Source organism: Tabrizicola piscis (genome assembly GCF_003940805.1).
In the GTDB taxonomy this organism is placed as follows: domain Bacteria; phylum Pseudomonadota; class Alphaproteobacteria; order Rhodobacterales; family Rhodobacteraceae; genus Tabrizicola; species Tabrizicola piscis.
In genome coordinates this window covers 1,533,544-1,558,751 of record NZ_CP034328.1, presented here as the reverse complement: position 1 = coordinate 1,558,751, position 25,208 = coordinate 1,533,544, and the positions used below count along the sequence as shown (strand labels likewise).

The following is a 25,208-nucleotide window of genomic DNA, read 5'->3' as shown; positions in this document are numbered from 1 at the left end:
GTGATAACCTTGTTGTTATACATTTGAGTAATCGGTGGTTTCGGCTTTGAAGTCAAGACTGCATACGCTTGCGAAGCCCGCCTGGATCCCGCATCAACCGTGATGCACGTCCTTGTGAATGATCACGTCGGTCTCTGGATAGGCCTCAAGGATGGCCCGGCGCAGGCCAGCGCCGATGTCATGCGCCTCGCGCAGGGTCTGGTGGCCGTCAAGTTCGATATGCAGGTTGACGAAAACCCGGCTGCCCGCCGTCCGGGTCTTGAGGTCGTGAAACCCGCGCACGCCGGGCCAGTCGCGGGTGATGGCGGCAATGCCGTCTACAATCGCCTGATCCGCCGCCCGGTCCATCAGCGCGTCCCATGCGCCCTTGCCGATCCGGGCGGCCCCCAGCACCATCACGACCGATGCCGCCAGCGCCACCACCGCGTCGACCGACCCGATGCCATGCGTCCCCGAAACCCACAGCGCGCCAATCGCACCAAGGCTGGGCAAAAGGTCCCCCAGATAGTGCAGCCGGTCCGCCGCAACCACCTTGCTGCCAGTGGCCTTTGCGACGCGGCCCTGCCACCAGACCAGCGCCAGCGTCAGCACGACTGACACTGCCATCACCAGCATCCCCCGCCCTTCCGACGCCAGAACCGGCGGGGCCGGAGCAATCAGCCTTGCGACAGCCGCCCAGCCGATCACCCCGGCCGACACCAGAATGAAGGCCGACTGCGCCAGTGCGGCCAGATCTTCGGCCGAGGTATGGCCAAAGGCGTGATCCTCATCCGCGGGAAGGGCGGCGTAGACGATGGCCACCGCCGCGCCCAGCGACATCATCAGGTCCATCGCACTGTCGGCCAGCGACGCGGCAATCGACAAAGCCCCGGTTTCCGCCAGCGCCCAAAGCTTCAGCGCCACCAGCACCGCCGCAACCAGCACCGACGCAAGCCCGGCCGAGATTGCCAGCCGCAGCCGGTTGCGCATTGTGTCAGTCGATTTGCTCATCGGATTTCACCCCCCAGACCGCGGACTTCTGCACCCAGCCGCGCTGCCCGTCCAAGGCGACGCGACACCAGTCCAGGGTGCAGGCTTGGACCCTGCCGATCACGCCCATCTCGGCCTGGGCCACGACGGTTGCGGTTTCAGAAGGGGCATCGCGGAATTCGGCCATGTCCAAGGTGACCAGCACGGTCCGCACGCCCGACAGCAGCGAATAATGCACCCAGCCGCCCGCGCCTTCGTTATCTTCGACCCGGCGCCAGTTTTCGAACTCGGCAGTAATCTTCAGGGGCATTCCCGCACGGGTAAAGACCCAGTCGATCCGGTGGGTAAGCCCGGGCCCGCGCCGGGCATTCCCCTCGCTGCCCTTCAACGAGACGTAGCGCGGCAACGGCAGGTTCGTCACACAGCCCACATCGGGCTGGCACTGCTTTTCCGGGGGCTTTTCGGGTTGGCTCTTAGGCGCCTCGGCTGCGGTCTCAGTCTCGGTCTCTTGCGCCATAAGCACGGCACCGGAAACCGTAGCGCCAAGCGCCAGCATTATTGCCAGAATCCTGTTGAACCGCCGCATCTGCCCTTGCCTTGTCTGTCCGATCCGGGGCCTTTGCCACGCCCGGTCCTGCTTCTGTCGCATCCGGGGCTTGTACATCGCCCCGCTTGGCTCCACCTTGCCCCAAGGACGCCGGATTTGGAAGTGCCCGATCGGGAAGAGTCCCCGATCTGGCCCTGTCGGAGAGATCAACATGCCTGCCCCCCGCCTGACTGTGGTCGTGACGCGACGCCTGCCCGAAGCGGTTGAGACGCGGATGAAAGAACTGTTCGACGTCGAACTGCGCGACCCGGACACCCCGATGTCGCGCGATGATCTGGCTTCAGCGATGCGCCGCGCCGATGTTCTGGTGCCGACGATCACCGATACCATCGACGCGGCCCTGTTGGCACAGGCCGGGGACAAGCTGAAGCTGATCGCCAACTACGGCGCCGGGGTTGACCATATCGACGTGGCCACCGCCCGCCAGCGCGGAGTGATCGTGTCCAACACACCCGGCGTGGTTACCGAAGACACCGCCGACATGGTGCTGGCGCTGATCCTTGCCGTCACCCGCCGCATTCCCGAAGGCCTGCAGGTGATGCAGTCCGGCACATGGGCGGGTTGGTCGCCGATGGCGCTTTTGGGCGGGCGGTTGGGGGGGCGGCGTCTGGGCATCCTTGGCATGGGGCGGATTGGTCAGGCCGTGGCCCGCCGCGCCCGCGCCTTTGGCCTTCAGGTCCATTATCACAACCGCAAGCGCCTGCGCCCCGAGATCGAGGCAGAGCACGAGGCGACCTATTGGGAAAGCCTGGACCAGATGATCGCCCGGATGGACATCCTTTCGATCAACTGCCCGCACACCCCTGCCACGTTCCACCTGCTCAACGCGCGGCGGTTGCGGCTGATGAAACCCAGCGCTGTCGTGGTCAATACCAGCCGGGGCGAGGTGGTGGACGAAAACGCCCTGACTCGCGCCCTGCGGGCAGGCGAACTCGCGGGCGCAGGTCTTGATGTCTATGAGCGGGGCACCGACCTCAACCCCAGATTGCGCGAACTGCCGAATGTTGTCTGCCTGCCGCACATGGGATCCGCCACAATCGAAGGGCGAATCGAGATGGGTGAAAAGGTGATTATCAACATCAAGACCTTCGCAGATGGTCACCGTCCGCCGGATCAAGTGGTGCCCGGACAGTTCTGATCGGGCCTCTGGGGCGAATTCTGTGCCATTCGGGCAACGGTTTATTCGCAACGACGCGGCGCAGCACTAAGCGGATTGTCGACGTGCGGTCTGCAGGATAACACCATACTCGGCCTGTCCTGATGGCGGGAACCTCAAAACACTCGGAGCTTAACATGAAAAAACTCATTGTCTCGGTCATGGCCCTGACCCTCGGTGCCCAGGCTGCAACGGCCGGTGGCCCCGTTGTCGTCGAAGAAGAAATGGAAGTTGTGGCTGAGAAGCCCGCTTCGTCCGTCGGCATCCTGCCGCTCCTGCTGATCCCGGTCATCCTGTGCGTCGCGCTCTGCGGCGGCAGCGACGACGAGCGTCGCTCGACCGCTGGCTAATAAGTCACAGACTTATCTGCCTTGGTTAGAAGACGGACCGGTCGAAAGACCGGTCCGTTTTTCATTTTTGGCCGGTCCGGCAGCCGCGCGAAATGGCCCTTCAAATAGGGCACAGCATTGATTGCGAGACTGGAATAATTTGAATAGACCTGTTCGGACGGAGCGGATGGTCGATGCCATCACTCCGGCCCTGAATGGAGAAAAAAATGAAAAACCTGCTTGCATCTGCCACTGCCAGCGCACTTGTTCTGGTTGCCAGTACCGCCTACGCCGGTGGTCCTGTGATTGTCGAAGACGAAATGGAAGTCGTGGCTGAAAAGCCTGCCTCGTCCATCGGCGTCCTGCCGCTTCTGCTGATTCCCGTTGTTCTGTGCGTCGTGCTGTGCGGTGGTGACGATGACGAGGAACGGCGCATCCCCGAGCCCCCGCCGAAAGACCAATAACGCTCTGACCTCTGGCTGATTCTGGCCGGGGCAGTGCTTGCCTCGGTCAGGGTCCAGTCTTGCTCCACCCCACCTGCGCGCGCGGTCGTTTCGTGCGATCGGCGCAGAACAATTGCGATACGCCGGTGGTCGCGGTCGGCACCGGAGGTCGTTCATTCTGTCCTATGTGAATATGCCACAGTTTTCGGTTGCCAGCGCCGCGCGGCCCGAAATGCTTTGAGCCGCGCGGGCAATGCGTCTAGCTTTCCCTTGTAGATCATGGGACTACGGTCCCGCCAACACTGCCTTTTGGAGATGCGCATGAAAGCGATCATTGCAAGTGCCCTCGCCTCGGCCGTCCTGATTTCGGCGACCACCGCCCATGCTGGTGGCCCTGTCGTGATCGAGGAGGACGTTGAGGTTGTGGTTGAAAAGCCTGCGTCATCGGTCGGAATCCTGCCGCTTCTGCTGATCCCGATCATCCTGTGCGTCGCGCTCTGCGGTGGCGATGACGACGACCGGCCACGGATCATCACATAATCCCCAAGGCCGTCACGGCCGATCCGGCCCACCTGCAAGGCCGGGATGTCGGCTTACCCTGTTGCATTTGAATGGAAGGACCCAAGAAATGAACAAACTCCTCGTTCCGGTTGTTGTCGCTGCGCTGCTGACCGTGTCCGCATCGACTGCCTTTGCTGGCGGCCCGGTGATTGTCGAAGAAGAGATGGAAGTCGTGGCAGAAAAGCCCGCGTCGTCGATCGGCATCCTGCCGCTGCTGCTGATCCCGGTCATTCTCTGCGTCGCGCTGTGCGGCGGCAGCGATGATGAGCGTCGCGACGTCATCATCATCGAAGCCGAATCCTGACACCAGACCACCGCAATAATCCGGCCAACGGCCCGAACGTGCATGACGCATGTTCGGGCCGTCTGGTTTCAGAACCGTCCTGGCAGATAGGGCGCAAGGTTGATGGGTGGCTGGCGACCGGCCAGAAGGTCCGCGACGATTCGCGCGGTGATCGGAGCCAGAGTCACCCCCAGATGCCCGTGGCCAAAGGCGTGAATCACCTCGGGCCCAGCCGACGATGGCCCGATCACAGGCAGGCTGTCGGGCAGGCTTGGCCGAAATCCCATCCAGTCGCGGTCAGGCGTGCCGAGTTCCGGAAAGAACGCCCGCGCCCCTTCAACCAGTTTGCGCACCCGATGGGGTGACGGCGGCAGGCGCAACCCGCCCAGTTCGACCGTGCCTGCCACCCGCAAGCGGCCCGCCATCGGGCAAAAGTAGAACCCGCGCGCGGTGGGGCAGGTGGGACGGCTGAGCAGGGGTTCAGCCATGTCCCATTCGACATGGTAGCCACGTTCGGTATCCAGCGGGATCCGATCACCGACCTGTGCTGCAAGCGCGCGGGACTGTGCGCCAGCCGCGATGATGACCTTGCGCGCATGCAGGTGCAGCCCCGGCCCTTCAACCACCACGCCATCCAGCCCGCGGGTGATGGTGTCGGCCCGTGCCTGCAGATGCCGCGCCTTGGTCAAGGCTGCCGCTGCGATCAGCCCCATCATCCGGCCCGGATCGTCCAGAAAGGTCGCGCCCGTGAAATGGGCCGCCCCGCCCATGCCCTTTGGCAGCCCAGGCTCCATCTCCGCCAGCTTGTCCGGACCGATCAGCTCGACCGGCACCCCAAGCGCGCGGCGCGGGGCCATCTCGGCCTCGGCGGCGGCAAAGGCTTGGGGCGTTTCGTAAAGATAAAGGCAGCCCCGGCGTTGCAGGATGCCTGCCCCCGCCACCCGCAGGGCCAGGTCATCCCAACGCTCGCCCGCGCCGGACACCAGCGCCGCAATCGCCCGCGCGTTCCGCTCCGCCTGCGCCGGCAGTGACTGCCACAGAAAGCGCAGCAACCATGGCATCAGGCTGGGCAAGGCCGTATGGCGGATGGCCAGTGGCGAGGTCCGGCTGAACATGAGCGACGGCAGCGACCGCAAGACGGCAGGCGTCCCGACCGGGTTGACCGCATAGCCCGCGATGGTGCCCGCATTGCCGTAGCTTGCGCCCATTCCGGGCTGACCGGGATCAACCAGCACGACGTCGCGCCCGGCATCGGCCAGCTCCAGCGCAATGGTCAGCCCCACCACGCCTGCGCCGATCACGGCGATTTCGGTTCTTTCACGGAGTGTCATCGTGTCACCTGTTGGCCCGCCAGCCAGATTGACCGGCGGGCTGGGCTGTCAGAGGCAAGCCTCATACAGCGCCCGCGTATTCTGGGCCGTCATCGCAATCGGGTTTCCGCCGCAGGACGGGTCTTCCAGTGCCATTTCGGTCAGCATGTCCAGATCGCTGGCTTTCACGCCCATCGCCGTCAGGTTCGCCGGAATGGCCAGCATGGCGCGCAGGTCCATGATCCGCGCCTTGAAGCCGTCAAACCCGCCCTTGATGCCAAGATAGGCCGCCGCCGCCTCAATCCGCGTCTCGATCGCCGGGCGGTTGAAGTCCAGCACCATGGGCATGACGACGGCATTCGTCGTACCGTGATGCGTGCCGTAAACCGCGCCGACCGGGTGGGACAGCGAATGAATTGCCCCCAGCCCTTTCTGGAACGCGACCGCACCCATCGCGGCAGCCGACATCATATGCGCGCGGGCGTCCAGATCATCGGGCGTGCCATAGACGCGGGGCAGGTTTTCAAACACCAGCCGCATGCCTTCCAGCGCAATGCCCTGCGACATCGGATGGTAGAAGGGCGAGCTATAGGCCTCAAGACAATGGGCCAGCGCGTCCATGCCGGTGCCAGCGGTGATGAACTTCGGCATCCCCACGGTCAGGGCCGGGTCACAGATCGTGACGACGGGCATCAGCTTGGGGTGAAAGATGATCTTCTTCTTGTGGGTTGTGCTGTTGGTCAGCACCCCCGCCCGGCCCACTTCGCTGCCGGTCCCCGCGGTCGTCGGCACTGCGATGATCGGCGCGATCTTGGAGGCGTCAGCGCGGGTGTACCAGTCGTCGATATCCTCAAGGTCCCAGACGCTCAGGTCTTTCCGCTGATGCGCCATCAGGGCGATCATCTTGCCAAGGTCAAGCGCGGACCCCCCGCCAAAGCAGATCACGCCGTCATGGCCCCCGGCCAGATAAACCGCGATCCCGGCGGTCATGTTCGCTTCATTCGGGTTCGGGTCCACGTCGGAAAACACCGCCCGGCCCATCCCCGCCTTTTCCAGCACGTCCAAAGCATTGGCGGTGATCGGCAGGCTGGCAAGGGCCTTGTCAGTCACCAGAAGCGGCTTCTTGAGGCCCGCCCCGGCGGCATGTTCGGCCAGTTCGGCAATCCGGCCGACGCCGAACTTGATGGCGGTCGGGTAGGACCAGTTGCGATTGGGAACGGAGTGATTTGCAACAGTCATCGGGGTCAGACCTTCTTCAGGTGATAGGATTTCGGACGGGTCACCGAATGGAACCCAAGATAGGACAGCGATCCGCCCCGCCCGGTATCCTTGCAACCGGTCCAGCACAAGGCCGGGTCAAGGTAATCGGCCCGGTTCATGAACACCGTTCCGGTTTCCACCTGCTCGCCCAGTTTTGCCGCCGTGTCATAGTCCTGCGTCCAGATGCTGGCGGTCAGGCCATAGGGCGAATCGTTCATCAGTCGCAGCGCCTCGGCATCGTCCTTGACCTTCATGATGCCGACGACGGGGCCGAAGCTCTCCTCCATCATCACCCGCATGGAATGGTCAACGTTCACAAGCACTTGCGGCGCAAGGTAGGCGCCCCCGTCATCGGCGGGGAACAGGGCCGGGTCGATCAGCGCCTTGGCACCCTTCGCCACAGCCTCGGCAATCTGGTCGCGCACCACCTTGGCAAACCGCTTGTTGGCCATCGGGCCAAGGGTGCTGTCCGCGTCAAACGGGTTGCCCAGCTTCAACGCCTTGACCCAAGCCACCGCCTTTTCGACGAAGGCATCGTAAAGCGATTCATGGACATAGATCCGCTCGATCCCGCAGCAGCACTGGCCGGCGTTGTACATCGCCCCGTCCATCAGCGTATCCACCGCCGCGTCAAGGTTCGCATCGGCGCGGACATAGCCCGGGTCCTTGCCGCCAAGCTCCAGCCCAAGCGGAGTGAACGTGCCCGCCGCCGCGCGTTCCATCGCCTGCCCGCCCGCGACGGACCCGGTGAAGTTCACGAACCCGAAGGACCGCGCCGCGATCAGCGCCTCGGTCGTGGCGTGGTCAAGGACGACGTTCTGGAACACATCGGCGGGGACACCGGCGGCATGGAACGCCTCGGCCAGACGCTCGCCGACAAGCATGGTCTGGCTCGCGTGCTTCAGGATCACCGTATTCCCGGCGATCAGGGCGGGGACCAGCGTGTTGATCGTGGTGAGGTACGGGTAATTCCACGGCGCCACGATGAAGACCACGCCAACCGGGTCGCGGGCGATGTAGCGGCGGAACTTGTCGCTGTCTTCCACCATCTGCGGCGCAAGGGTCGCGGCGGCGATCTCGGACATATACTCGGTCCGGGCATTCACCCCGCCGAATTCGCCGCCAAAGCGGGTGGGGCGGCCCATCTGCCAGGCGATTTCTTCAACCACCACATCCTTCATCTCGTTCAGCTTTGCGACACCGGCCTTGACCAGCGCAATCCGCTCGGCCAGCGGGCGGGCAGCCCAGCCCTTTTGCGCGGCCTTGGCGGCGGCAACGGCGGCCTTCGCGGCCTCATGCGTCAGGGGCATCCGTTCGGCGTAGACCTGGCCGTCAACGGGGGAAATCAGTTGGATAGGTTTCATATCGTCCTCGTAGGTCGGGCTTCAGCCCGACGGTGTGCAGTCAGTCGGGCTGAAGCCCGACCTACAGGTGTTCCAAGCGTCCAGTCACGCCCGCTCCAAAAGCCGTTCGCGTTCAAAGTCGGTGACAACGCGGTCGGTCTCGGAAATCTCCCATTGGGCGGCGTGGTGGTAGTGGTCGATCACGTCATCGCCAAAGGCCTCGCGCAGCATTTTTGACCCGTTCAGGAGCGCAGCCGCTTCACGCAGGTTATGCGGGATCTCGCGGATGCCGGCGGTGTTGTACATGTCGCCGGACATTTCGGGTTCCAGCTCCATCTTGCCTTCGATCCCTGCAAGGCCCGCCGCCAGCAGCGCAGCGCAGGCGAGGTAGGGGTTCACGTCCGACCCCGGAATGCGGCATTCGACCCGTACGGCCTTGGAGTGGACGCCGCAGACCCGGAAGCCCGCCGTGCGGTTGTCGGCACTCCACACCGCCTTGGTGGGGGCGAACATGCCCACGGTGAAGCGTTTGTAGCTGTTGACGTAAGGCGCCAGAAACGCCGTCAGCTCCCCCGCATGGGCCAGTTGACCCGCCATGTAGTGCTTCATCGTGGCCGACATGCCGTGCTTGTCATCCTTGTCGGCAAAGCAGGGCTTGCCGTCCTTGGTCCACAGGCTTTGGTGGATGTGGCTGGAGGACCCGGCCTTCCTATGGTCATACTTGGCCATGAAGGTCACCGACTTGCCCTTGGTCCAGGCAATTTCCTTCACGCCGTTCTTCACGATCACATGGTTGTCGGCGGTGTCCAGCGCGTCAGAGTAGCGGTAGTTCACCTCTTCCTGGCCTGCATCCGCCTCACCCTTGGAATTCTCGATCGGGATGCCCGCGCCATAAAGCCCGTTGCGGATGGCGCGCATCACGTCTTCTTCCTTGGTGGTCTGGAAGATGTGGTAATCCTCGTTGTACCCCGATACGGGTTTCAGCGCCGAAAGCCCGCCATCGCGCAGGTTTTCGTAGGAATTCTCGAACAGGTAGAATTCAAGCTCGGTCGCCATCATGGGTTCAAACCCCAGCGCCCGGGCCCGTGCCACCTGACGCTTCAGGATCGCGCGGGGGGAATGGGGAACTTCATGCCCGTGATGGTCCAGCGTGTCACCAAGGACCAGCGCCGTCCCCGGCAGCCAGGGGATCAGCCGCAGGGTGCCCATGTCGGGCTTCAGGATGTAATCGCCATATCCCGTCTGCCAGGATGAGGATTTGTAGCCCTGCACCGTGTTCATCTCCATGTCCACGGTCAGCAGGTAGTTGCAGCAATGGGTTTCCTCCCAGCCGCCATCGACAAAGAACTGCGCGTGAAAGCGCTTGCCCATCAGGCGGCCTTGCATGTCGATGCCGGCCACCAGAACAGTGTCGATGTCGCCGCGCTTTACGGCGGCCTTCAGGTCTTCAAGCGTCAGATTTCCGGGCATGGGTGCCTCTTTCAGATGTCGGAATGCAATGCGGGACACGCCGGCCCCGGGTTCAGCAGTCGGGCGAAAATGCCCCGTCCGCCGCCAAACTCGGGCTTGCGCGGCCAGCAGGGGCCGCGGCTGGTGTCTTGCGGATCAGACCGCATTCTGACGTTCTCCCCAACTCACGGCGAATGATCCGTGAATTTGATCATTCATTCACAGGTCGGGCCCGGTTCGCAAGCCCCCCATCAGGAAGAGTCTGCGCCATCTGCGCCCGTGCTCCCATCACCGCGTTCAGCACCACGGCAGCCAGAAGGACCCCGCCGCCGACGAAGGTGGCCGCACTCGCCGTCTCGCCAAGGAAGGCGAACACCCACATCGGTGCCAGCAGCACCTCGATCAGCGACAGAAGCGTCAGTTCCGCCGCCGGGATGACCTTGCTGCCCAGCGTGTACATCACCATCCCCAAAGCCAGGATCACCGCCCCGATTCCCAGTGAGACGCCGATGTCCCAGCCCGACACGACAATCGGTTCACCCGACGCGGTCAGCACAAGGCCGGCCACCAGCACGGAGAAGACGCCCCCCAGCATCGACACCGGCAGCATCTGTCCCACCTTTCCCCAGCGCAGCGCCACCGAAAAGGCGCCGAACCCGACGGCTGACAAAAGGGCTGCGATGTTGCCAGCCAATTCTCCCATGGCCAGCCCCTCGCGCACCATAAGGTACATCCCGATGACCGCCAGCCCGATGGCCACCCAGGTCCAGCGGCCCACCCGTTCGCCAAGGATGATCCAGCCAAGGATCGCCGCGACGAAGGGCGAGGCGGTGAACAGGAACACCGCATTGGCGATCGTGGTGGTCTGGATCGCATAGATCGCCCCGGCAAAGGCAAAGACCAGGCCGCAGCCACCGATCACCCCGGCAAGGCCAACCTTGCGGATCGCGGCAAAGGGCCTGCCGCCCGACCGCCACCAGATGAAGGCGAACAGAACCGGCACCATCCCGACCGACCGCCAGAACAGGATCTGCCACACGCTTGCCGCCTCGATCTGGCGCAGGCCAAGGCCCATCAGCGACCACAGGCTTCCCGCCGCCAGTACCAAAGCCACGCCTTGCCCGTATCGCATTCCGCACCTCGCTGCGACAGTGCTGCCATGGGCGATGGCATCCGGCTGTTCCGTTCCCGACCTTTGAAGGTCAGTAGCCGCGCGCCCGGTCGACAAGGTGGAGGAAGGGCTCTCCGGCTTCGCCCCGGCGGATGTTTTCCGCAATCACCCGGGCGGCGGACGAAGTGCGGGTATCGGCAGCGATGTGGGGGGTTACGGTCACGCGCGCGTGGGCCCAGAACGGATGGTCCGTGGGCAGGGGTTCCACCCGGAACACATCCAGCGTGGCATGGCCGATCTGCCCCGCATCCAGCGCCGCCAGCAGGGCTGCATCGTCGATCAGTGGCCCGCGCCCGGGGTTCAGGATCACGGCCCCCTGGGGCAGCAGGGCAAGCTGGGCGGCGTTCAGAAGGTTTTCGGTCTCGGGCGTTTTCGGCAGCAGCAGGACCACGATCTGCGCCGTGGCCAGGGCTTGGCGCAACCCGTCCTCGCCATGCAGGCAGCCGGGCCTTTCCGTCCGGCTCCACCCCGTGACCGGAAAGTTCAGCGCCTGCAGGGCGGCAGCACAAGCCGCGCCAAGCGCCCCCATGCCCAGCACCGCCACCGGCCGTTCCCGGGCAAGGGGTGGGCAGGTCGGGTCCCACACATGGCCGGGATTCACGATATGCCGGTCCATCCCCAGATGGTGCCGCAGCGTATGGCCCACCACCCATTCGACCATCCCCTCGGTCAGGCCGGGGTCGACCATCCGGCACAGGGGTTGGGTCAGGGTCGTGTTGCCCACAATCCGCTCTACCCCCGCCCAAAGGCTGAGGACGGCCTTGGTGCGGGTATAGGCGGTGAAATCCTGCAGGGGCGAGGAGGGGGCGTAGACGATGTAGTCGACATCCTCGGGGCGGGCCTCGGTCACGACGGGGCCGGTTACCCCGACCTCGGCCAAAGCCTGGGGGAGGGCCGTCTGATACTCGGGCCAGAGGGAGGGGGCGGCGAAGAGGATCGTGGGCATGGGGCAGGGCCTTTGGCAGGTGTCCCGGGCAGGGACTTTGTGCGGCGCAGGCAAAATCAAGGGCTTGCAGGCGCGACTTCAGGATTTGTTAACGTCTGGGCATCTTGCCCATCCGCCGCCCAAAAGGCCACAGCCTATTGCCCAGCCGTGATTGCGGCATTGATCGCCAGCGCCAGGATGCAGGTGTTGTAGAAGAACGAGACCACCGAATGCACCAGCACCGCCTTGCGCACCTGACGCGACTCCACCGTCACATCCGACACTTGCGCCGTCATGCCGATGACGAAACTGGCATACACAAAATCCATCGCATCCGGTTCACCCTTGCCCGGAAAGGTCATCCCGCCATGCGCGCCGTGATAGTAGAGGTGGGCATAGTGCATCGCCACCAGCACATGCACAGTGGTCCAGCCCAAAGGTATGCTGACCAAGGCAAAGAGCCGCGCCGAAAGCATGCTTTCATCGGCGCTGAGGACCAGAAAGATCGCGGCCAGACTGACGATGATTGCCAAAAGCGCCAGAAGCAGGATCAGGGCCACGCCTTCATCATCCTGTTCGGCATGGGCGCGCAGCTCTGCCGGGCCAGAGGCGCGGATCAGCCGGGCCATCAGCGCCAGATAAAGGATGAAAAACGCATTGCCGCCCAAGAGGACGACATAGACCGCCGACTGCCCTTGCAACAGCGCGGCCAGCGCCACGAGCACGCCAACCCCGAAGGCCGCCAGAAACCGGCCGTGCCGGGGGGCGAGGTGGATCATCTAGCGCGGCCTGTGGACATGCGCGCTTTGTACCAGCCCGAAGCCCACCAGCAGAACCAGCATCGCCGACCCCCCGTAGCTGAGCAGCGGCAAGGGCACGCCTACGACCGGTGCCATGCCCATCACCATCGACAGGTTCACCGCGATGTAGAAGAAGAAGTTCGCCGCAATCCCGACGATAAGCAGCGCCGAGAACCGGTCGCGGTTCTGGAATGCCGCCACAAGGCAGAACCCGATGATCAGCGCATAAAGCCCCAGCAGGGAAAACGCGCCGATGAACCCGAACTCCTCGGCCAGAGTGGTGAAGATGAAGTCGGTGTGCTTTTCCGGCAGGAAGTTCAGCCGGGACTGTGTGCCCTGCATGAACCCTTTGCCGGACCACCCACCCGACCCAAGCGCGATCTTGGCCTGAATGATGTTGTAGCCCGCACCCAAAGGGTCGGCTGTCGGGTCAAGAAACGTGTCGATCCGCCGGTACTGATAGTCATGCAGGAACTGCCATTCCGTGCCGCGCAGGGTAAAGACGCTGACCACCGCCCCGACCCCCAAGGCCAGCACGGCGCCAAAGTACCAAAGGCTGACCCCGGCCGCGAACATCACCGCCGCTCCGGCCAGCAGAAGCAGGATCGACGTGCCAAGGTTCGGCTGCATCAGCACCAGAACCGTCGGCGCCACAGTCAACAGGACCGGGATCAGCACATAAAGCGGGCGCGAGGTCTTCTTGCTGTCCAGCCAGTCGTAATAGGCCGCCAGCATCATCACGAGGGTGAATTTCATCATCTCGGACGGCTGCAGGCGAATGAACCCAAGGTCGATCCAGCGCTGCGCACCCATGCCGACATCGCCGAAAAATTCAACGAACAGCAGCAGGATGAAGGACACCAGATAGGCCAGCCCCGCCATGTTGCGCCAGAACCAGATCGGCACCATGGCGACGATGAACATCAACACCATGCCCGCCACAAACCGCTCCATCTGCGGTCGCGCCCAGGTGTCAAGGTTTCCCCCGGCAATCGAATACAGCATCAGGAACCCGACGGACGCGACCGCGGTGACCAGCACGACCAGCGGCCAGTTCAGGAACAGGACCTTGCGGAACCCCGTGGGGGCCTGCTTGACGCGGTATTCAAGAAAGCTCATCGCGTCACGCCCTTGTCCGAACCGGGGTTTCCCCGGTGATCGGGTCGCGCAGCGGCAACTCGTTCAGCATCGTCTCGATCCGGCCGCGCTGGCTGGAAGGGTAGGCGTCCAGCGATGGCAACCCGTCCGACAGCGCCCGAAGCAGGATGTCACGGGCAATCGGGGCGGCAGCGGTCGACCCGCCCCCGCCATGTTCCACCACGACCGAGATGGCATAGCGCGGCGCATCATAGGGCGCATAGCCCACGAACAGCGCATGGTCGCGCCGGTTCCAGGGCAGATCGTCGTTGGAAATCACCCCCGCCTCGCGTTCGGCGGCGCTGATGTTGCGCACCTGACTGGTGCCGGTCTTGCCGGCCATCACGAGCGTCGGGTCCACGACCCGGCTGGATTTGGCCGTGCCGCGTTCGCCGTTCACCACCTCATTCATCCCGCGCTGTACAGCGGCCAGATGTTCCGGCGTCAGGCCAAGCGGCGCGGCCTCGGGTTCGGGCAGTGCCTGATCGTTCACCATCCGCACCAGACGCGGCACCACGGCCCGGCCACTGGCGATCCGCGCTGTCATGACCGCGAGCTGGATGGGAGAGGTCAGCACATAGCCCTGCCCGATCGAGGCGTTGATCGTGTCGCCAATCCGCCAGTCCTGCTTGTGGCGTTCCATCTTCCACTGCTTGTCCGGCATGATCCCTTCGGTGACGGCGCTCATCGGGATGTCAAAGCGCTGACCAAGGCCCAGCTTGCGGCCCATCTCGGCGATCTTGTCGATGCCCACCCGCTGCGCGATGTCGTAGTAATAGACGTCACAGCTTTCGCTGAGCGACCGTTCAAGGCTGACCGTCCCATGGCCCGCGCGCTTCCAGCAGTGGAACCGCCGCCCGCCAAACTCGATATAGCCCGGGCAGCTGACCCGGGTGTCCGCCGTGATCACCCCGGCTTCCAGCGCGGCCAGGGCCGTGACCATCTTGAACGTCGATCCCGGCGGATAGGCCCCCGACACGGTCTTGTTGGCCAGCGGGCGGTGGTCATCCTCCATCAGCAGGTTGTAGTCGGTGTGGCTGATCCCGCGCACGAACAGGTTCGGGTCGAAGGATGGCGACGAGGCGGCGCAGAGAATGTCGCCGTTGCGGACATCCATCACGACGGCGGCAGCACTTTCCTCGCCCAGACGGGCTTGGGCGAAGTTCTGCACCCCGGCGTCGATGGTCAGGCGAATGTCAGTGCCCGGATCGCCTTCTTGCCGCTCCAGCTCACGCATGACCCGTCCGGCCGAGTTCACTTCGATCCGCTTGGTGCCCGCGCGGCCGCGCAGGGTGTCCTCCATCCACTTTTCCACGCCGATCTTGCCGATCTGGAACTTGGGGATCTTCAGAAGCGGGTCCGGCGTCTCCAGCGCCTCAAGGTCCTTTTCGCTGACCGGGCCGACATAGCCGACCACATGCGCGAAATCCTGGTCCAGCGGATAAAGCCGCGACAGGCCGACCTCGGGCACGACGCCGGGCAGGGCCGGGGCGTTCAGCGCGACTTTCGAGAAATCTTCCCAGCTTAGGCGTTCGGCCACCGTCACCGGCACGAAGGCCCGCAGCGCCTTGACCTCTTCGATGGTGCGTTCAAGCTCTTCCGGGGTCATCGGGATGATCCCGGCCAACCGCCGCAGCACAAGGTCCACGTCCCCCGCCGCCTCACGCGTGATGACGACGCGGTAGTTCTGTTCGTTCGCCGCGATCAGCTTGCCGTTGCGGTCCTGGATCAGCCCGCGTTCCGGCGGGATCAGGCGGATGTTGATCCGGTTCTCTTCCGCCAGCAGCCTGAATTCGTCTGCCTGATCGACCTGCAGATAGCGCATCCTGACGCCCAGCACCGCGACCATCGCGCTCATCGCGCCGCCCAGCAGCAGCGTGCGGCGGTTCAGGGTGCGTGCGACCTCTTCGCTGTCGCGTGCGGTCCGTCTCATAGCCGCCTCCCGAAATCATCGACTTCGCCCATGGCGGGCTTGCGCAGGTCAAGGACGAACCGCGACAGGACCACCACCAGCGGATAAAGCGCAATCGACCACAGGTATTGTACGATGGCAAAGCCGAATGCGGGCTGCGGCACAAAGGCCACCGCCAGCGCCAGCCGGTAGGCCAGCATCATGCCCAGCATCACGCCGGCAACCAGCATCCATTCCACGACAAAGTTCAACTCGCGCGTCAAAGCCACGCGGTTGCGCAGGAATTCGGTCGCCAGCACGACGATCGCGGTCCACAGGCCGGGTGGCCGCATCAGGATAAGGTCCTCCGCCAGCATGACGATCAGGATCATCGGCATCGGCAGGAATTCGGGCCGCCGCACCACCCAGGCCAGGATCAGGCACAGCAGCACGTCAGGGCCGGGCAGCGTTCCGGGCGCGTGGCCAAGCGGCAAGAGCCGCATGAACAGCAGGCCAAGTGCGAGCGCCACGAACAGCGCGCGAAACACCCAATGGGCCTGACGCCAGAAATCACCCATCGCCGGCCCCCGCGTCGGCCCCTTCGGCCAGACCGGACCCGGCAGCCTCGACATCGCCGCCTTCGGTTTCCGCAGGCTGCGCCCCCGCCGCTGATTCCAGTGCTGCGGCAGATGTGTCGGGCAACGGCGGCAGCACCGGAGGCGCCACCAGATTGCCGGGATCGGTGATCGGCTCAAGCTCGTGGCTGCGCAGGACGCGCAGGAACTCCAGCCGCTGATAATCCGCCGCCAGCACAACGCGCAGGCGCTTGTCGGTGCCAAGGGCGACCTGTCCCACCAGCAGACCCGCCGGGAACACCCCCCCATCGCCCGACGTGACCACCCGGTCACCGGGGCGCACCTCATCGGTATCCTCGATGAACTCCAGCGGTGGCAGGGGGCTGTTGTCCCCGCTGAGCAGCGCCTTCTGGCCCGAGGGCTGGATCGTCACCGGAATCCGGCTGTTGCTGTCAGTCACCAGAATGACCCGCGAGGTGCGTTGCCCCACGCCCGAGATGCGCCCGACCAGACCGATCCCGTCCATCGTGGCCCAGCCGTCGCGGATGCCGTCGCGTTCGCCCACGTTCAAAAGGACGGACTGCCGGAAGGGCGAGCCGCTGTCGGCCATCACCACGCCGGTGACATGGGTGAACTTCGGGTCCAGCCGCACCTTGTTCAGGTCCAGCAGGCGGGCATTCTTCTGCTCCAGCTGCAGGGCGGCCTCTTTCCAGGCTTTCATCTGCTGCAACTCGCGCTTCAGCTCCTGGTTCTGTTCGTAGATGCGGGTGTAGGACTGAAAGTCGTCCAGCATCCCCGCCACCATGGTGACGGGCCGCATCGCCCAGTCGAGGTTCGGCACGACGGCGTCAATCAGCCCGGCGCGAAAACGCTCGACCCGGGGGCTGTCGATCCGCCACAGCAGGAACAGTCCCAGCAAAAGCAGGACCGCAATCCCCACAAGCAAGCGGCGCAGGGGGCGCTGGAATTCTTCCGGTCCGATGCGTGTCTTCGCCAAACGTCAGCCTTTCCTGAAGGCGCAAGCGCGCCTCGCCTCAGGTGTCGTAGTCGATCACATGCCGAAGCTGCTTTTCATATTCCAGCGCTTTCCCGGTTCCGAGGGCAACACAATTCAGTGACTCGTTGGCCACGGAAATCGACAGCCCGGTCTGTTCGCGCAAGGACAGGTCCAGATCGCCCAGAAGCGCGCCGCCGCCCGTCAGCATCACGCCCCGGTCGACGATGTCCGCCGCAAGGTCCGGCGGCGTGGCTTCCAGCGCCTGCATCACCGCGTCGCAGATCTGCTGCACCGGTTCGGCAAGTGCTTCGGCCACCTGGGCCTGGTTGATCTCGGTCTCTTTCGGGACGCCGTTCAGCAGGTCACGGCCCCGGATCGTCATGCTGGCCCCGCGCCCGTCGTCGGGCATCCGCGCCGTGCCGATGGAGGTCTTGATCCGCTCGGCTGTGGATTCCCCGATCAGCAGGTTCTGGTGGCGACGGAGGTAGTTCACGATCGCCTCATCCATCCGGTCACCGCCCACGCGGACGGACCGGGCGTAGACGATATCGCCAAGCGACAGCACCGCCACCTCGGTCGTCCCGCCGCCGATGTCGACAACCATGTTGCCGGTCGGTTCGGTGATCGGCATCCCCGCGCCAATCGCTGCCGCGATGGGTTCGGCAATCAGCCCGGCCCGCTTGGCCCCGGCCGACAGCACCGACTGCCGGATCGCGCGCTTTTCGACCGGTGTCGCGCCATGCGGCACGCAGACGATGATCTTGGGTTTCGAGAAGGTCGACCGCTTGTGAACCTTGCGGATGAAATGCTTGATCATCTCTTCCGCCGCTTCAAAGTCGGCGATCACCCCGTCACGCATCGGGCGGATCGCCTCGATCGTGCCGGGGGTGCGGCCCAGCATCAGCTTGGCATCCTCGCCCACCGCCAGCACGACCTTCTTGCCGTCCTTCACATGGTAGGCCACGACCGAGGGTTCGTTCAGCACGATCCCCTTGCCGCGGATATAGACCAGCGTGTTCGCCGTGCCGAGGTCAATCGCCATGTCAGACGAAAACAGACCGGAAAATAACGACATCCTATGGGGTCCCCACATGCAGGCAGTATGTCCCGGCGACTCACGGTCGAAGGCGGGCGCCTTCATATAAGAACCTGTGCAGGGGAGCGAAAGACCTTGTAGCACAGCGCGCGAAGGCCCGCTCACACAATCGCGTAGTTGCAGAAGTTCGATGTTTTCCGAGGTTTCGGCTTCGGAACGACGGAATAAATTGACCTATACGAACCTCCCGCCGATCCTGTCACCAGATGGGGTGATGAAGGGCGCAAGAAATGACAGGTGTTTCAGGTCAGATTGCACTGGTTACCGGGGCCGGATCGGCGGGGGGAATCGGCTTTGCCATTGCCCGGGCGCTGGTTTCAGGGGGGGCAAGGGTCTGTATCACCGCCACCTCCGCCCGGATCCACGACCGCGCGGCCACCCTTGGCTGCATGTCCCACATCGCCAACCTGACCGATCCCGCGCAGGTCGCCGCCCTGTTCGCCGCGGTGGAGGAAAAGCTTGGCCCGGTCACCACCCTCGTCAACAACGCGGGCATGGTTCAGACGGGCAAGCGCGTGGGGCGCGGCAAGCTTGCCGACTGGTCCGACGCCGACTGGGCGCACCACATGGCGCTGAACATCAACACCACCTTCCACTGCTGCCGCGCCGCCTTGCCGGGGATGGCTTCGCGCGGCTACGGGCGCATCGTCAATATCAGTTCGGTCACCGGGCCGGTGGTGACCATCGACGGCAGTTCCGCCTATGCCACGGCGAAGGCCGGGATCACCGGAATGACCCGCTCCATCGCGCTGGAATACGGTCGCCACGGCATCACCTGCAACGCCGTCCTGCCCGGCTGGATTGCGACCGAGAGTTCCTCCAAAGCCGAAATCCGTGCCGGGACGCGCACCCCCGCCGGCCGCCCCGGCACGCCGGAGGAGGTCGCCGCCTGTGCCGTTTTCCTCGCCTCAGCCGAAGCGTCCTACGTCACGGGTGCGATGCTGGTTGTGGACGGCGGCAATACCCTGCAAGAGATGAAAGGATGACCGACCCCGTCTTCCTTCCCGGCGTCCCCGCCGAAGCCGTGCTGGCCGCCCTCGGCCGCCTGCCCGGCAGTGACCTTGACAGTCCGGACTCCTCCTCGGCGCTGTTGGCCAATACTTTCGGCTGGTTTCTGGACCGCCCGCGCCTCCTCCTGCCCTTTCCCGGCGTGCCGATGGGCCTGCCTGAAACGGTGGAGCTGGGGGTGGAACTGCAACTGCCGATGCGCGGGGTTCGCCATCCACGGGTGGACGTGCTGGTAACCACGCCGACGACGTTGGTCGGGATCGTGTCAAAGCGCTACCAGCCGTTCCGCCCGGCCAAGGCGGTTGCCTTTACCGAACCCTTCGATGCCCGCGATTGGGGCCCGGGCATGGCGCGCTTTGCGGCGATGCGCAAAGGCTTGATGGAAGGGCGGCAGAGCTATCAGCACCTTGACGCGGTGACGCTGGTCAAGCAGGCCCATGCCCTGCGCACCCAAGCGGTCAAGCGGGCGCGGGGGGCGGTGCTGGTTTACCTTCACGCCGAGCCGCAGAATTGGGCGAGCGGCAAGCCCGTCGACACCAAGGCCATCGCGCGGCACCGGACCGAAGTGACCAGCTTTGCCCGCGCCGTGAAGGGCGATGATGTGACCTTTGTGGCGCTGACCTGGGCCGAGCTTTTGACGCAATGGTCAAGGACACCCGCACTTGTCGCACATACGGCGGCGGTCAGGGGCTGGTTCGGGGGGCTGTGACGGCTTGCCGCCTGGCGGCTCTTCGGTCCCTGTTCGCTGGCGCCGACCAGCGAAAAGGGACCGCAAGGGACCGCCGAGCGAGCCTTTCCGGAGAGCCTCACTCGACAGACAAGGCGTCGAGGATCGGGTGCGACACTCCAAGCGTCCGGAGGATCGGAACCGGTATCGCGACCGGATCGGCGCAGGCTTTCACCGCGTAGGCAAGGTCGACCGGGATCAGGACGAGACTGGCCGACCGGCCGTCGGGGTAGACCACAAAGTCGTGCGGTCGGCCCGCGACGATCTCTCGGCATTCGGCATTGATGGCAGCGTTCTGCTCGACATACGCATCGGTAAGCCGCAGCGATCCGCGCAGGACCGTGGACGCAATCGAAAAGTCCTTTGGATTTCGCAGGTCCGAGGGAAAGAACTCGCTCCAGTCGACTTCGCTGCCGACGGCAAGATCGAAGGTCACCGCATTGATGAAGCTTTCCGGATGGGCGGCACCGCTACAGTAGAAGGCGCTGTGCGACACGAGGCCAAGAAAGCCGGACGTGGCAAGGGTGACGTCAACCCAACGCTCCCAGAACCGATACGGCCCATCCTCGCAGTCGGACATCGCTGCCAAGGTGGAGCGGTCCAGCGCGTCCAGTCGTGCGTTTACCTTGTCAGCCGCGCCGCCTGAGCCTGCAAGGCGCGGCAGGGCCGCCACATCCCTGGCCAGCGGCGGCTGAAAAATCAGCCCCTCCGGCAATGCGTCTGCTGCTATGGGTCCGGTCACGCCGAACAGGCCGAAGATCGCGAGCCCCAAGGCCCGCGACCGGTCACTCGCCATGATAGCTGACGGTCTTCACATCCTCACCCGGGGCGGTCTTCTGGCGCCGGATGATCAGGCGGTTGAGCGCGTTGATATAGGCCTTGGTGCTGGCCACGATCGTATCGGTATCGGCCGATGACCCGGTGACGATCCGCCCATCCTCCTCCAGCCGGACAGAGACCGTCGCCTGCGCATCCGTCCCCTCGGTCACGGCGTGGACCTGATAGACCTGCAGCCGCGCCTTGTGCGGGAACAGCATCTTCACGCACATGAAGGCCGCATCCACCGGCCCGTCACCGGTGGCGTCGATGTGGTGGTCGACCCCGTCGATGGTCAGCACCATCTCGGCTTCCTGCGGGCCTTCGGTGCCGCAAACGACCCGCAGCTTCTTCAGCTGCAGGAATTCATAGGCGTCGTTGGTCTGCTCGTCCGAAACCAGCGCGATCAGGTCGTCGTCGTAGATTTCCTTCTTGCGGTCGGCGAGCGACTTGAACCGCACGAAGACATCGTTCAGCTGGTTGTCGGCGAGGTCAAAGCCCAGCTCTTTCAGCTTTGCCCGGAGCGCGGCGCGGCCGGAGTGTTTGCCCATGGCGATATTGGCCTGGCTGAGGCCAATATCCTCGGGCCGCATGATTTCAAACGTCTGGACGTTCTTCAGCACACCATCCTGATGGATGCCGGATTCATGCAAAAAGGCGTTCTTGCCGACGATGGCCTTGTTGAACTGGACCGGAAAGCCCGACACCTGGCTCACGCGGCGCGAGAGGTTCATGATCTTCGTCGTGTCGATCCCGGTCTGGAACGGCAGGATGTCATTCCTGACCCGCATCGCCATCACGACTTCCTCCAGCGCGGTATTCCCCGCACGCTCGCCCAGCCCGTTGATCGTGCATTCGATCTGCCGCGCCCCTGCCTCCACCGCCGCAAGGGCGTTGGCGGTCGCCATGCCAAGGTCATTGTGGCAATGGGTGGCGAAGATGATCTTGTCGGCACCGGGGACGCGTTCCAGCAGCATCTGGATGATCCGGGCGGATTCCATCGGATAGGTGTAGCCGACCGTGTCGGGGATGTTGATCGTCGTGGCCCCGGCCTTGATCGCGATTTCCACCACGCGGCAGAGGTAATCATGTTCGGTCCGCGTCGCGTCCATCGGTGACCACTGGACGTTGTCGCACAGGTTCCTCGCATGGGTGACCGTCTCATGGATGCGCTCGGCCATCTGGTCCATGTCAAGGTTCGGGATCGCGCGGTGCAGGGGCGAGGTGCCGATGAAGGTGTGGATCCGCGGGGACTTGGCGTGTTTCACCGCCTCCCAGCAGCGGTCGATGTCCTTGAAGTTGGCCCGGGCGAGGCCGCAGATGGTGGAGTTTTTCGCCCGTCTGGCGATTTCCGACACGGCGGCGAAATCGCCTTCCGAGGCGATGGGAAAGCCCGCCTCGATGATGTCGACGCCCATTTCGTCAAGGAGGCTGGCGATTTCCAGCTTTTCCTCATGCGTCATGGTCGCGCCGGGGGATTGTTCGCCGTCACGCAGGGTGGTGTCGAAGATGACAACCTTGTCTTGTTGGGTCATGGGGTGGTCCTTTTGTCTTAGCCTTGGTGCGTTTGGGCGCTGTTCACCTCTGAGCGGTCGCGCCCGGGGGCACGCTCAGAGGCGGCTAAGAAGGAGGAGGCCAAGGGTCATCGCAGGGCGCAAAGCGGCCCCGGCGGCGGCAGGAATGTGGTGTGCCTTGGTCATGGCTGGATCATACGAAGGAATCCGGCGAAGGGAAGGGGAATTTTCCTGAAACGGGGGGCCGTCTGCGGGGCCATCGAGACCCCGCAGACGGCGCTGCCGGGGAATGGGCCTGACACGGCGGGTCGGCTGCAAGGGCGGAGCCTCCGGCGGGAGTATTTGGCTAAAGAGCAAGCCTGTGGTCGCGCGCGGGGGGCGGGCTATCTGAGGCCTCGCGGTCAGGAGGTGGTGATGCGGGCTTTGGTGATCGGGGCGTCAGGCGGGATTGGCGGGGCGCTGATGGCGGCGCTGGCCGCGCGGGGTGAGGTTGTGGGGCTGTCGCGGCGGGGCGATGGGCTTGATGTGACGGATGAGGCGTCGGTCGCGGCGGCTTTGGGGCGGTTGGAGGGGCTGTTCGATCTGGTGGTGGTGGCCACCGGGGCGCTGGTGCTGGGCGGCGTGGGGCCGGAGAAGTCATTGAAGGCGGTGACGGCGGATGGCCTTGCGGCGCAGTTTGCGCTGAATGCGATCGGGCCGGCGCTGGTGATGAAACATGCGCTGCGCCTGATGCCGCGGGACCGGGTGTCGCGCTTGGCGGTGTTGTCGGCGCGGGTGGGGTCGATCGGGGACAACGGGCTTGGCGGCTGGTACGGCTACCGTGCGGCGAAGGCGGCGTTGAACCAGTTGGTGCGAACGGCGAGTGTCGAGGCGACGCGGACGCATCCGCACTCGGTTCTGGTCAGTCTGCATCCGGGGACGGTGGCGACCGACCTCGCCCCGGCGCATCGCGCAGGGCACCCGGCGATGCCGCCGGAGGAGGCGGCGGGGCATCTGCTGCGGGTGCTGGAGGGTTTGGGACCAGCCGACACGGGCGGGTTCTACGACTGGCAAGGGAAGGTCGTGCCGTGGTGAGGCTGGTTCTGGTTCTGGGCGACCAGCTGACGCCGGGGGTGGCGGCCTTGAAGGCTGCCGACAAGGCCCGCGACGTGGTGGTGATGGCCGAGGTGATGGGCGAGGGGACGAGCGTTCCCCACCATCCGCAGAAGATTGCGCTGATCCTTGCCGCGATGCGGAAGTTCGCGCTGGGGCTGGAGGCGGAGGGCTGGCGTGTGGCCTATTCGCGGCTTGACGATCCGGAGAACAGCCAGACGATCACCGGGGAAGTGCTGCGCCGGGCGGCGGAGTTCGGCGCGGGGGATGTGCTGGCCACAAAGCCCGGCGAATGGCGGCTGTTGCGCGATCTGGAGGAGCTGCCGCTGACGGTGACGGTGCTGGAGGATGACCGCTTCATCGCCTCGGACGCCGAGTTCGCCGAATGGGCTGCGGGGCGGAAGCAGCTGCGGATGGAGTGGTTCTACCGCGACATGCGGCGCAAGACCGGGCTGATGATGGACGGGGACAAGCCCGCCGGGGGCCAGTGGAACTTTGACCACGACAACCGCAAACCGGCGAAGGCGGACCTGCTGCGCCCCCGTCCCCGTGATGCAACGCCGGATGCGGTGGTGGAGGACGTGCTGGCGCTGGTCGAGGCGCGGTTCCCCCACTTCGGGCGGCTACGCCCGTTCCGCTGGGCGACGGACCGGGCCGGGGCGCTGGCCGCCTTGGCCGAGTTCGTGGCCGACCGCCTGCCTCGGTTCGGTGACGAGCAGGACGCGATGCTGGAGGGCGAGGCGTTCCTGAGCCATGCGTTGATCTCGCCCTATCTGAACCTTGGGCTCCTCCTGCCGCTGGAGGTGTGCGAGGCGGTCGAGGCGGCGTGGAAGGCGGGCAGGGTGCCGATCCAGGCGGCGGAGGGGTTCATCCGCCAGATCATCGGCTGGCGCGAATTCGTGCGGGGCATCTGGGCGCTGGAGGGGCCGGGGTATCTGACGCGGAACGCGCTGGGCCACTCCCGTGCCTTGCCTGCGGTTTTCTGGGGGGGCGAGACGCGGATGGCCTGCATGAAGGCCGCCGTTGGGCAGACGCGGGATCTGGCCTATGCTCACCATATCCAGCGGCTGATGGTGACGGGGAATTTCGCCCTCCTGGCCGGGGTGGACCCGGGCGCGGTGCATGAATGGTATCTGTCGGTCTACATCGATGCCTTCGAATGGGTCGAGGCGCCGAACACTCTGGGGATGAGCCAGTTTGCTGATGGGGGGGTGCTGGGGTCGAAACCCTATGTCTCCTCCGGCGCTTATATCGACCGGATGTCGGACCACTGCGGGGCCTGTGCCTACAAGGTGAAGGTCAAAGTGGGTGAGGGGGCTTGTCCGTTCAATCTGCTTTACTGGCACTTCCTTGACCGGCACCGCGAAAGGTTCCGGTCGAACCCGCGGATGGGGCAGATGTACCGGGTCTGGGACGGGATGGAGGCGGGGCACCGGGAGGCGGTTCTGGCGGGGGCCGCAAGGGTGCTGGAACGGCTGGATGGGGGGGAGGTCGTTTAGCTGTCCCGGGCAGGGACAGGGAGAGAGGGTGTTATCTTTCAAGGGGTTGAGAGGGGCGTTAGCGAGCTGTTAGGGAGTTGTGGGGCGGCTGGTACTTTGCGGACTGAGCCGGTGGTCGGGACTGAGATGGGGCGGATTGCGATATGGTGCAGGTTGGGCCTTTGACTGTGCGCGGGGCTGTAGGGCTTGGGACAACAGGTGTGATGGCCGGGGATGATACAGCGATTGATTGGCGCCCATCCAGACGGCC

25 protein-coding genes are annotated in these 25,208 nt (G+C 64.7%); 9 read left to right on the top strand and 16 right to left on the bottom strand.

All coding sequences use genetic code 11. The features are described from left to right. Window positions 1–93 precede the first annotated feature (93 nt). The gene (locus tag EI545_RS07460; RefSeq protein ID WP_125324888.1) at window positions 94–990 is read right to left on the bottom strand and encodes a cation diffusion facilitator family transporter; all 897 of its coding nucleotides are present in this window, start codon (window positions 988–990) and stop codon (window positions 94–96) included. After that, complete coding sequence (locus tag EI545_RS07455) at window positions 974–1,555, bottom strand: SH3 domain-containing protein (RefSeq protein ID WP_425471638.1); 582 nt, start codon at window positions 1,553–1,555, stop codon at window positions 974–976. Before EI545_RS07455 ends, EI545_RS07460 begins: the two co-directional genes overlap by 17 nt. 172 nt (window positions 1,556–1,727) lie before the next feature. On the opposite strand from EI545_RS07455, the gene EI545_RS07450 reads away from it, so the two are divergent. The 5 genes from EI545_RS07450 to EI545_RS07430 all read left to right on the top strand — a co-directional run bounded on the left by EI545_RS07450 (window position 1,728) and on the right by EI545_RS07430 (window position 4,369). Then, window positions 1,728–2,714, top strand: coding sequence for a 2-hydroxyacid dehydrogenase (locus EI545_RS07450; protein ID WP_125324887.1), 987 nt, complete (start codon window positions 1,728–1,730; stop codon window positions 2,712–2,714). A gap of 155 nt (window positions 2,715–2,869) precedes the next feature. Then, entirely contained in the window at window positions 2,870–3,082 is a 213-nt protein-coding gene (locus EI545_RS07445) for a hypothetical protein (RefSeq protein WP_125324886.1), read from the top strand. A gap of 206 nt (window positions 3,083–3,288) precedes the next feature. After that, window positions 3,289–3,525, top strand: a complete 237-nt coding sequence (locus EI545_RS07440; protein WP_125324885.1) for a hypothetical protein — start codon at window positions 3,289–3,291, stop codon at window positions 3,523–3,525. Between the two features lie 300 nt (window positions 3,526–3,825). Continuing rightward, complete coding sequence (locus EI545_RS07435; protein ID WP_125324884.1) at window positions 3,826–4,044, top strand: hypothetical protein; 219 nt, start codon at window positions 3,826–3,828, stop codon at window positions 4,042–4,044. 88 nt (window positions 4,045–4,132) lie between these two features. Further along, window positions 4,133–4,369 carry a hypothetical protein gene (locus EI545_RS07430; protein ID WP_125324883.1) on the top strand — a complete coding sequence of 79 codons (237 nt, stop codon included), beginning with the start codon at window positions 4,133–4,135 and terminating at the stop codon, window positions 4,367–4,369. Window positions 4,370–4,437: 68 nt separating this feature from the next. On the opposite strand, the gene EI545_RS07425 is transcribed toward EI545_RS07430, so the two are convergent. The 12 genes from EI545_RS07425 to EI545_RS07370 form a co-directional block, all read right to left on the bottom strand. Beyond that, window positions 4,438–5,679, bottom strand: a complete 1,242-nt coding sequence (locus tag EI545_RS07425) for an NAD(P)/FAD-dependent oxidoreductase (RefSeq protein WP_125324882.1) — start codon at window positions 5,677–5,679, stop codon at window positions 4,438–4,440. A 48-nt stretch (window positions 5,680–5,727) separates the two neighbouring features. Continuing rightward, window positions 5,728–6,897, bottom strand: a complete 1,170-nt coding sequence (locus EI545_RS07420; protein WP_125324881.1) for an iron-containing alcohol dehydrogenase — start codon at window positions 6,895–6,897, stop codon at window positions 5,728–5,730. A 5-nt stretch (window positions 6,898–6,902) separates the two neighbouring features. Continuing rightward, window positions 6,903–8,282: an aldehyde dehydrogenase family protein gene (locus tag EI545_RS07415; protein WP_125324880.1), complete on the bottom strand. Its 1,380-nt coding sequence runs from the start codon at window positions 8,280–8,282 to the stop codon at window positions 6,903–6,905. An 84-nt stretch (window positions 8,283–8,366) separates the two neighbouring features. After that, window positions 8,367–9,731: a glutamine synthetase family protein gene (locus EI545_RS07410; RefSeq protein WP_125324879.1), complete on the bottom strand. Its 1,365-nt coding sequence runs from the start codon at window positions 9,729–9,731 to the stop codon at window positions 8,367–8,369. 190 nt (window positions 9,732–9,921) lie between these two features. Beyond that, complete coding sequence (locus tag EI545_RS07405; RefSeq protein WP_245990326.1) at window positions 9,922–10,824, bottom strand: DMT family transporter; 903 nt, start codon at window positions 10,822–10,824, stop codon at window positions 9,922–9,924. A gap of 88 nt (window positions 10,825–10,912) precedes the next feature. Continuing rightward, window positions 10,913–11,827, bottom strand: coding sequence for an NAD(P)-dependent oxidoreductase (locus tag EI545_RS07400; RefSeq protein ID WP_125324877.1), 915 nt, complete (start codon window positions 11,825–11,827; stop codon window positions 10,913–10,915). A gap of 134 nt (window positions 11,828–11,961) precedes the next feature. Further along, a complete protein-coding gene (locus tag EI545_RS07395; protein ID WP_125324876.1) occupies window positions 11,962–12,585 on the bottom strand; it encodes a DUF1345 domain-containing protein in 624 nt (207 codons plus the stop codon). Continuing rightward, window positions 12,586–13,725 (bottom strand): rod shape-determining protein RodA, encoded by a 1,140-nt coding sequence (rodA, locus tag EI545_RS07390; RefSeq protein ID WP_125324875.1) that lies wholly within the window; start codon window positions 13,723–13,725, stop codon window positions 12,586–12,588. 4 nt (window positions 13,726–13,729) lie between these two features. Further along, window positions 13,730–15,676 carry a penicillin-binding protein 2 gene (mrdA, locus tag EI545_RS07385; RefSeq protein ID WP_125324874.1) on the bottom strand — a complete coding sequence of 649 codons (1,947 nt, stop codon included), beginning with the start codon at window positions 15,674–15,676 and terminating at the stop codon, window positions 13,730–13,732. Beyond that, window positions 15,673–16,212, bottom strand: coding sequence for a rod shape-determining protein MreD (locus EI545_RS07380; protein ID WP_125324873.1), 540 nt, complete (start codon window positions 16,210–16,212; stop codon window positions 15,673–15,675). The genes mrdA and EI545_RS07380 overlap by 4 nt, the downstream gene beginning before the upstream one ends. Then, a complete protein-coding gene (gene mreC, locus EI545_RS07375; RefSeq protein ID WP_125324872.1) occupies window positions 16,205–17,206 on the bottom strand; it encodes a rod shape-determining protein MreC in 1,002 nt (333 codons plus the stop codon). Before mreC ends, EI545_RS07380 begins: the two co-directional genes overlap by 8 nt. Before the next feature lie 37 nt (window positions 17,207–17,243). Next, window positions 17,244–18,281 (bottom strand): rod shape-determining protein, encoded by a 1,038-nt coding sequence (locus EI545_RS07370; RefSeq protein WP_125324871.1) that lies wholly within the window; start codon window positions 18,279–18,281, stop codon window positions 17,244–17,246. Between the two features lie 251 nt (window positions 18,282–18,532). Here EI545_RS07370 and EI545_RS07365 point away from each other — a divergent pair, with 251 nt between their 5' ends. Both EI545_RS07365 and EI545_RS07360 read left to right on the top strand, forming a co-directional pair. Continuing rightward, a complete protein-coding gene (locus tag EI545_RS07365; protein ID WP_216842503.1) occupies window positions 18,533–19,288 on the top strand; it encodes an SDR family NAD(P)-dependent oxidoreductase in 756 nt (251 codons plus the stop codon). Further along, window positions 19,285–20,019, top strand: coding sequence for a hypothetical protein (locus EI545_RS07360; RefSeq protein WP_125324870.1), 735 nt, complete (start codon window positions 19,285–19,287; stop codon window positions 20,017–20,019). The genes EI545_RS07365 and EI545_RS07360 overlap by 4 nt, the downstream gene beginning before the upstream one ends. 97 nt (window positions 20,020–20,116) lie before the next feature. On the opposite strand, the gene EI545_RS07355 is transcribed toward EI545_RS07360, so the two are convergent. Both EI545_RS07355 and EI545_RS07350 read right to left on the bottom strand, forming a co-directional pair. Continuing rightward, window positions 20,117–20,833 (bottom strand): hypothetical protein, encoded by a 717-nt coding sequence (locus EI545_RS07355; RefSeq protein ID WP_125324869.1) that lies wholly within the window; start codon window positions 20,831–20,833, stop codon window positions 20,117–20,119. Then, window positions 20,823–22,388, bottom strand: coding sequence for a 2-isopropylmalate synthase (locus tag EI545_RS07350; protein WP_125324868.1), 1,566 nt, complete (start codon window positions 22,386–22,388; stop codon window positions 20,823–20,825). Before EI545_RS07350 ends, EI545_RS07355 begins: the two co-directional genes overlap by 11 nt. Before the next feature lie 393 nt (window positions 22,389–22,781). On the opposite strand from EI545_RS07350, the gene EI545_RS07345 reads away from it, so the two are divergent. Beyond that, a complete protein-coding gene (locus EI545_RS07345) occupies window positions 22,782–23,441 on the top strand; it encodes an SDR family NAD(P)-dependent oxidoreductase (protein ID WP_125324867.1) in 660 nt (219 codons plus the stop codon). Then, on the top strand, window positions 23,435–24,958 hold the full coding sequence (locus EI545_RS07340) for a cryptochrome/photolyase family protein (protein ID WP_125324866.1): 1,524 nt from the start codon (window positions 23,435–23,437) through the stop codon (window positions 24,956–24,958). The genes EI545_RS07345 and EI545_RS07340 overlap by 7 nt, the downstream gene beginning before the upstream one ends. The last annotated feature ends 250 nt before the right edge of the window (window positions 24,959–25,208 follow it).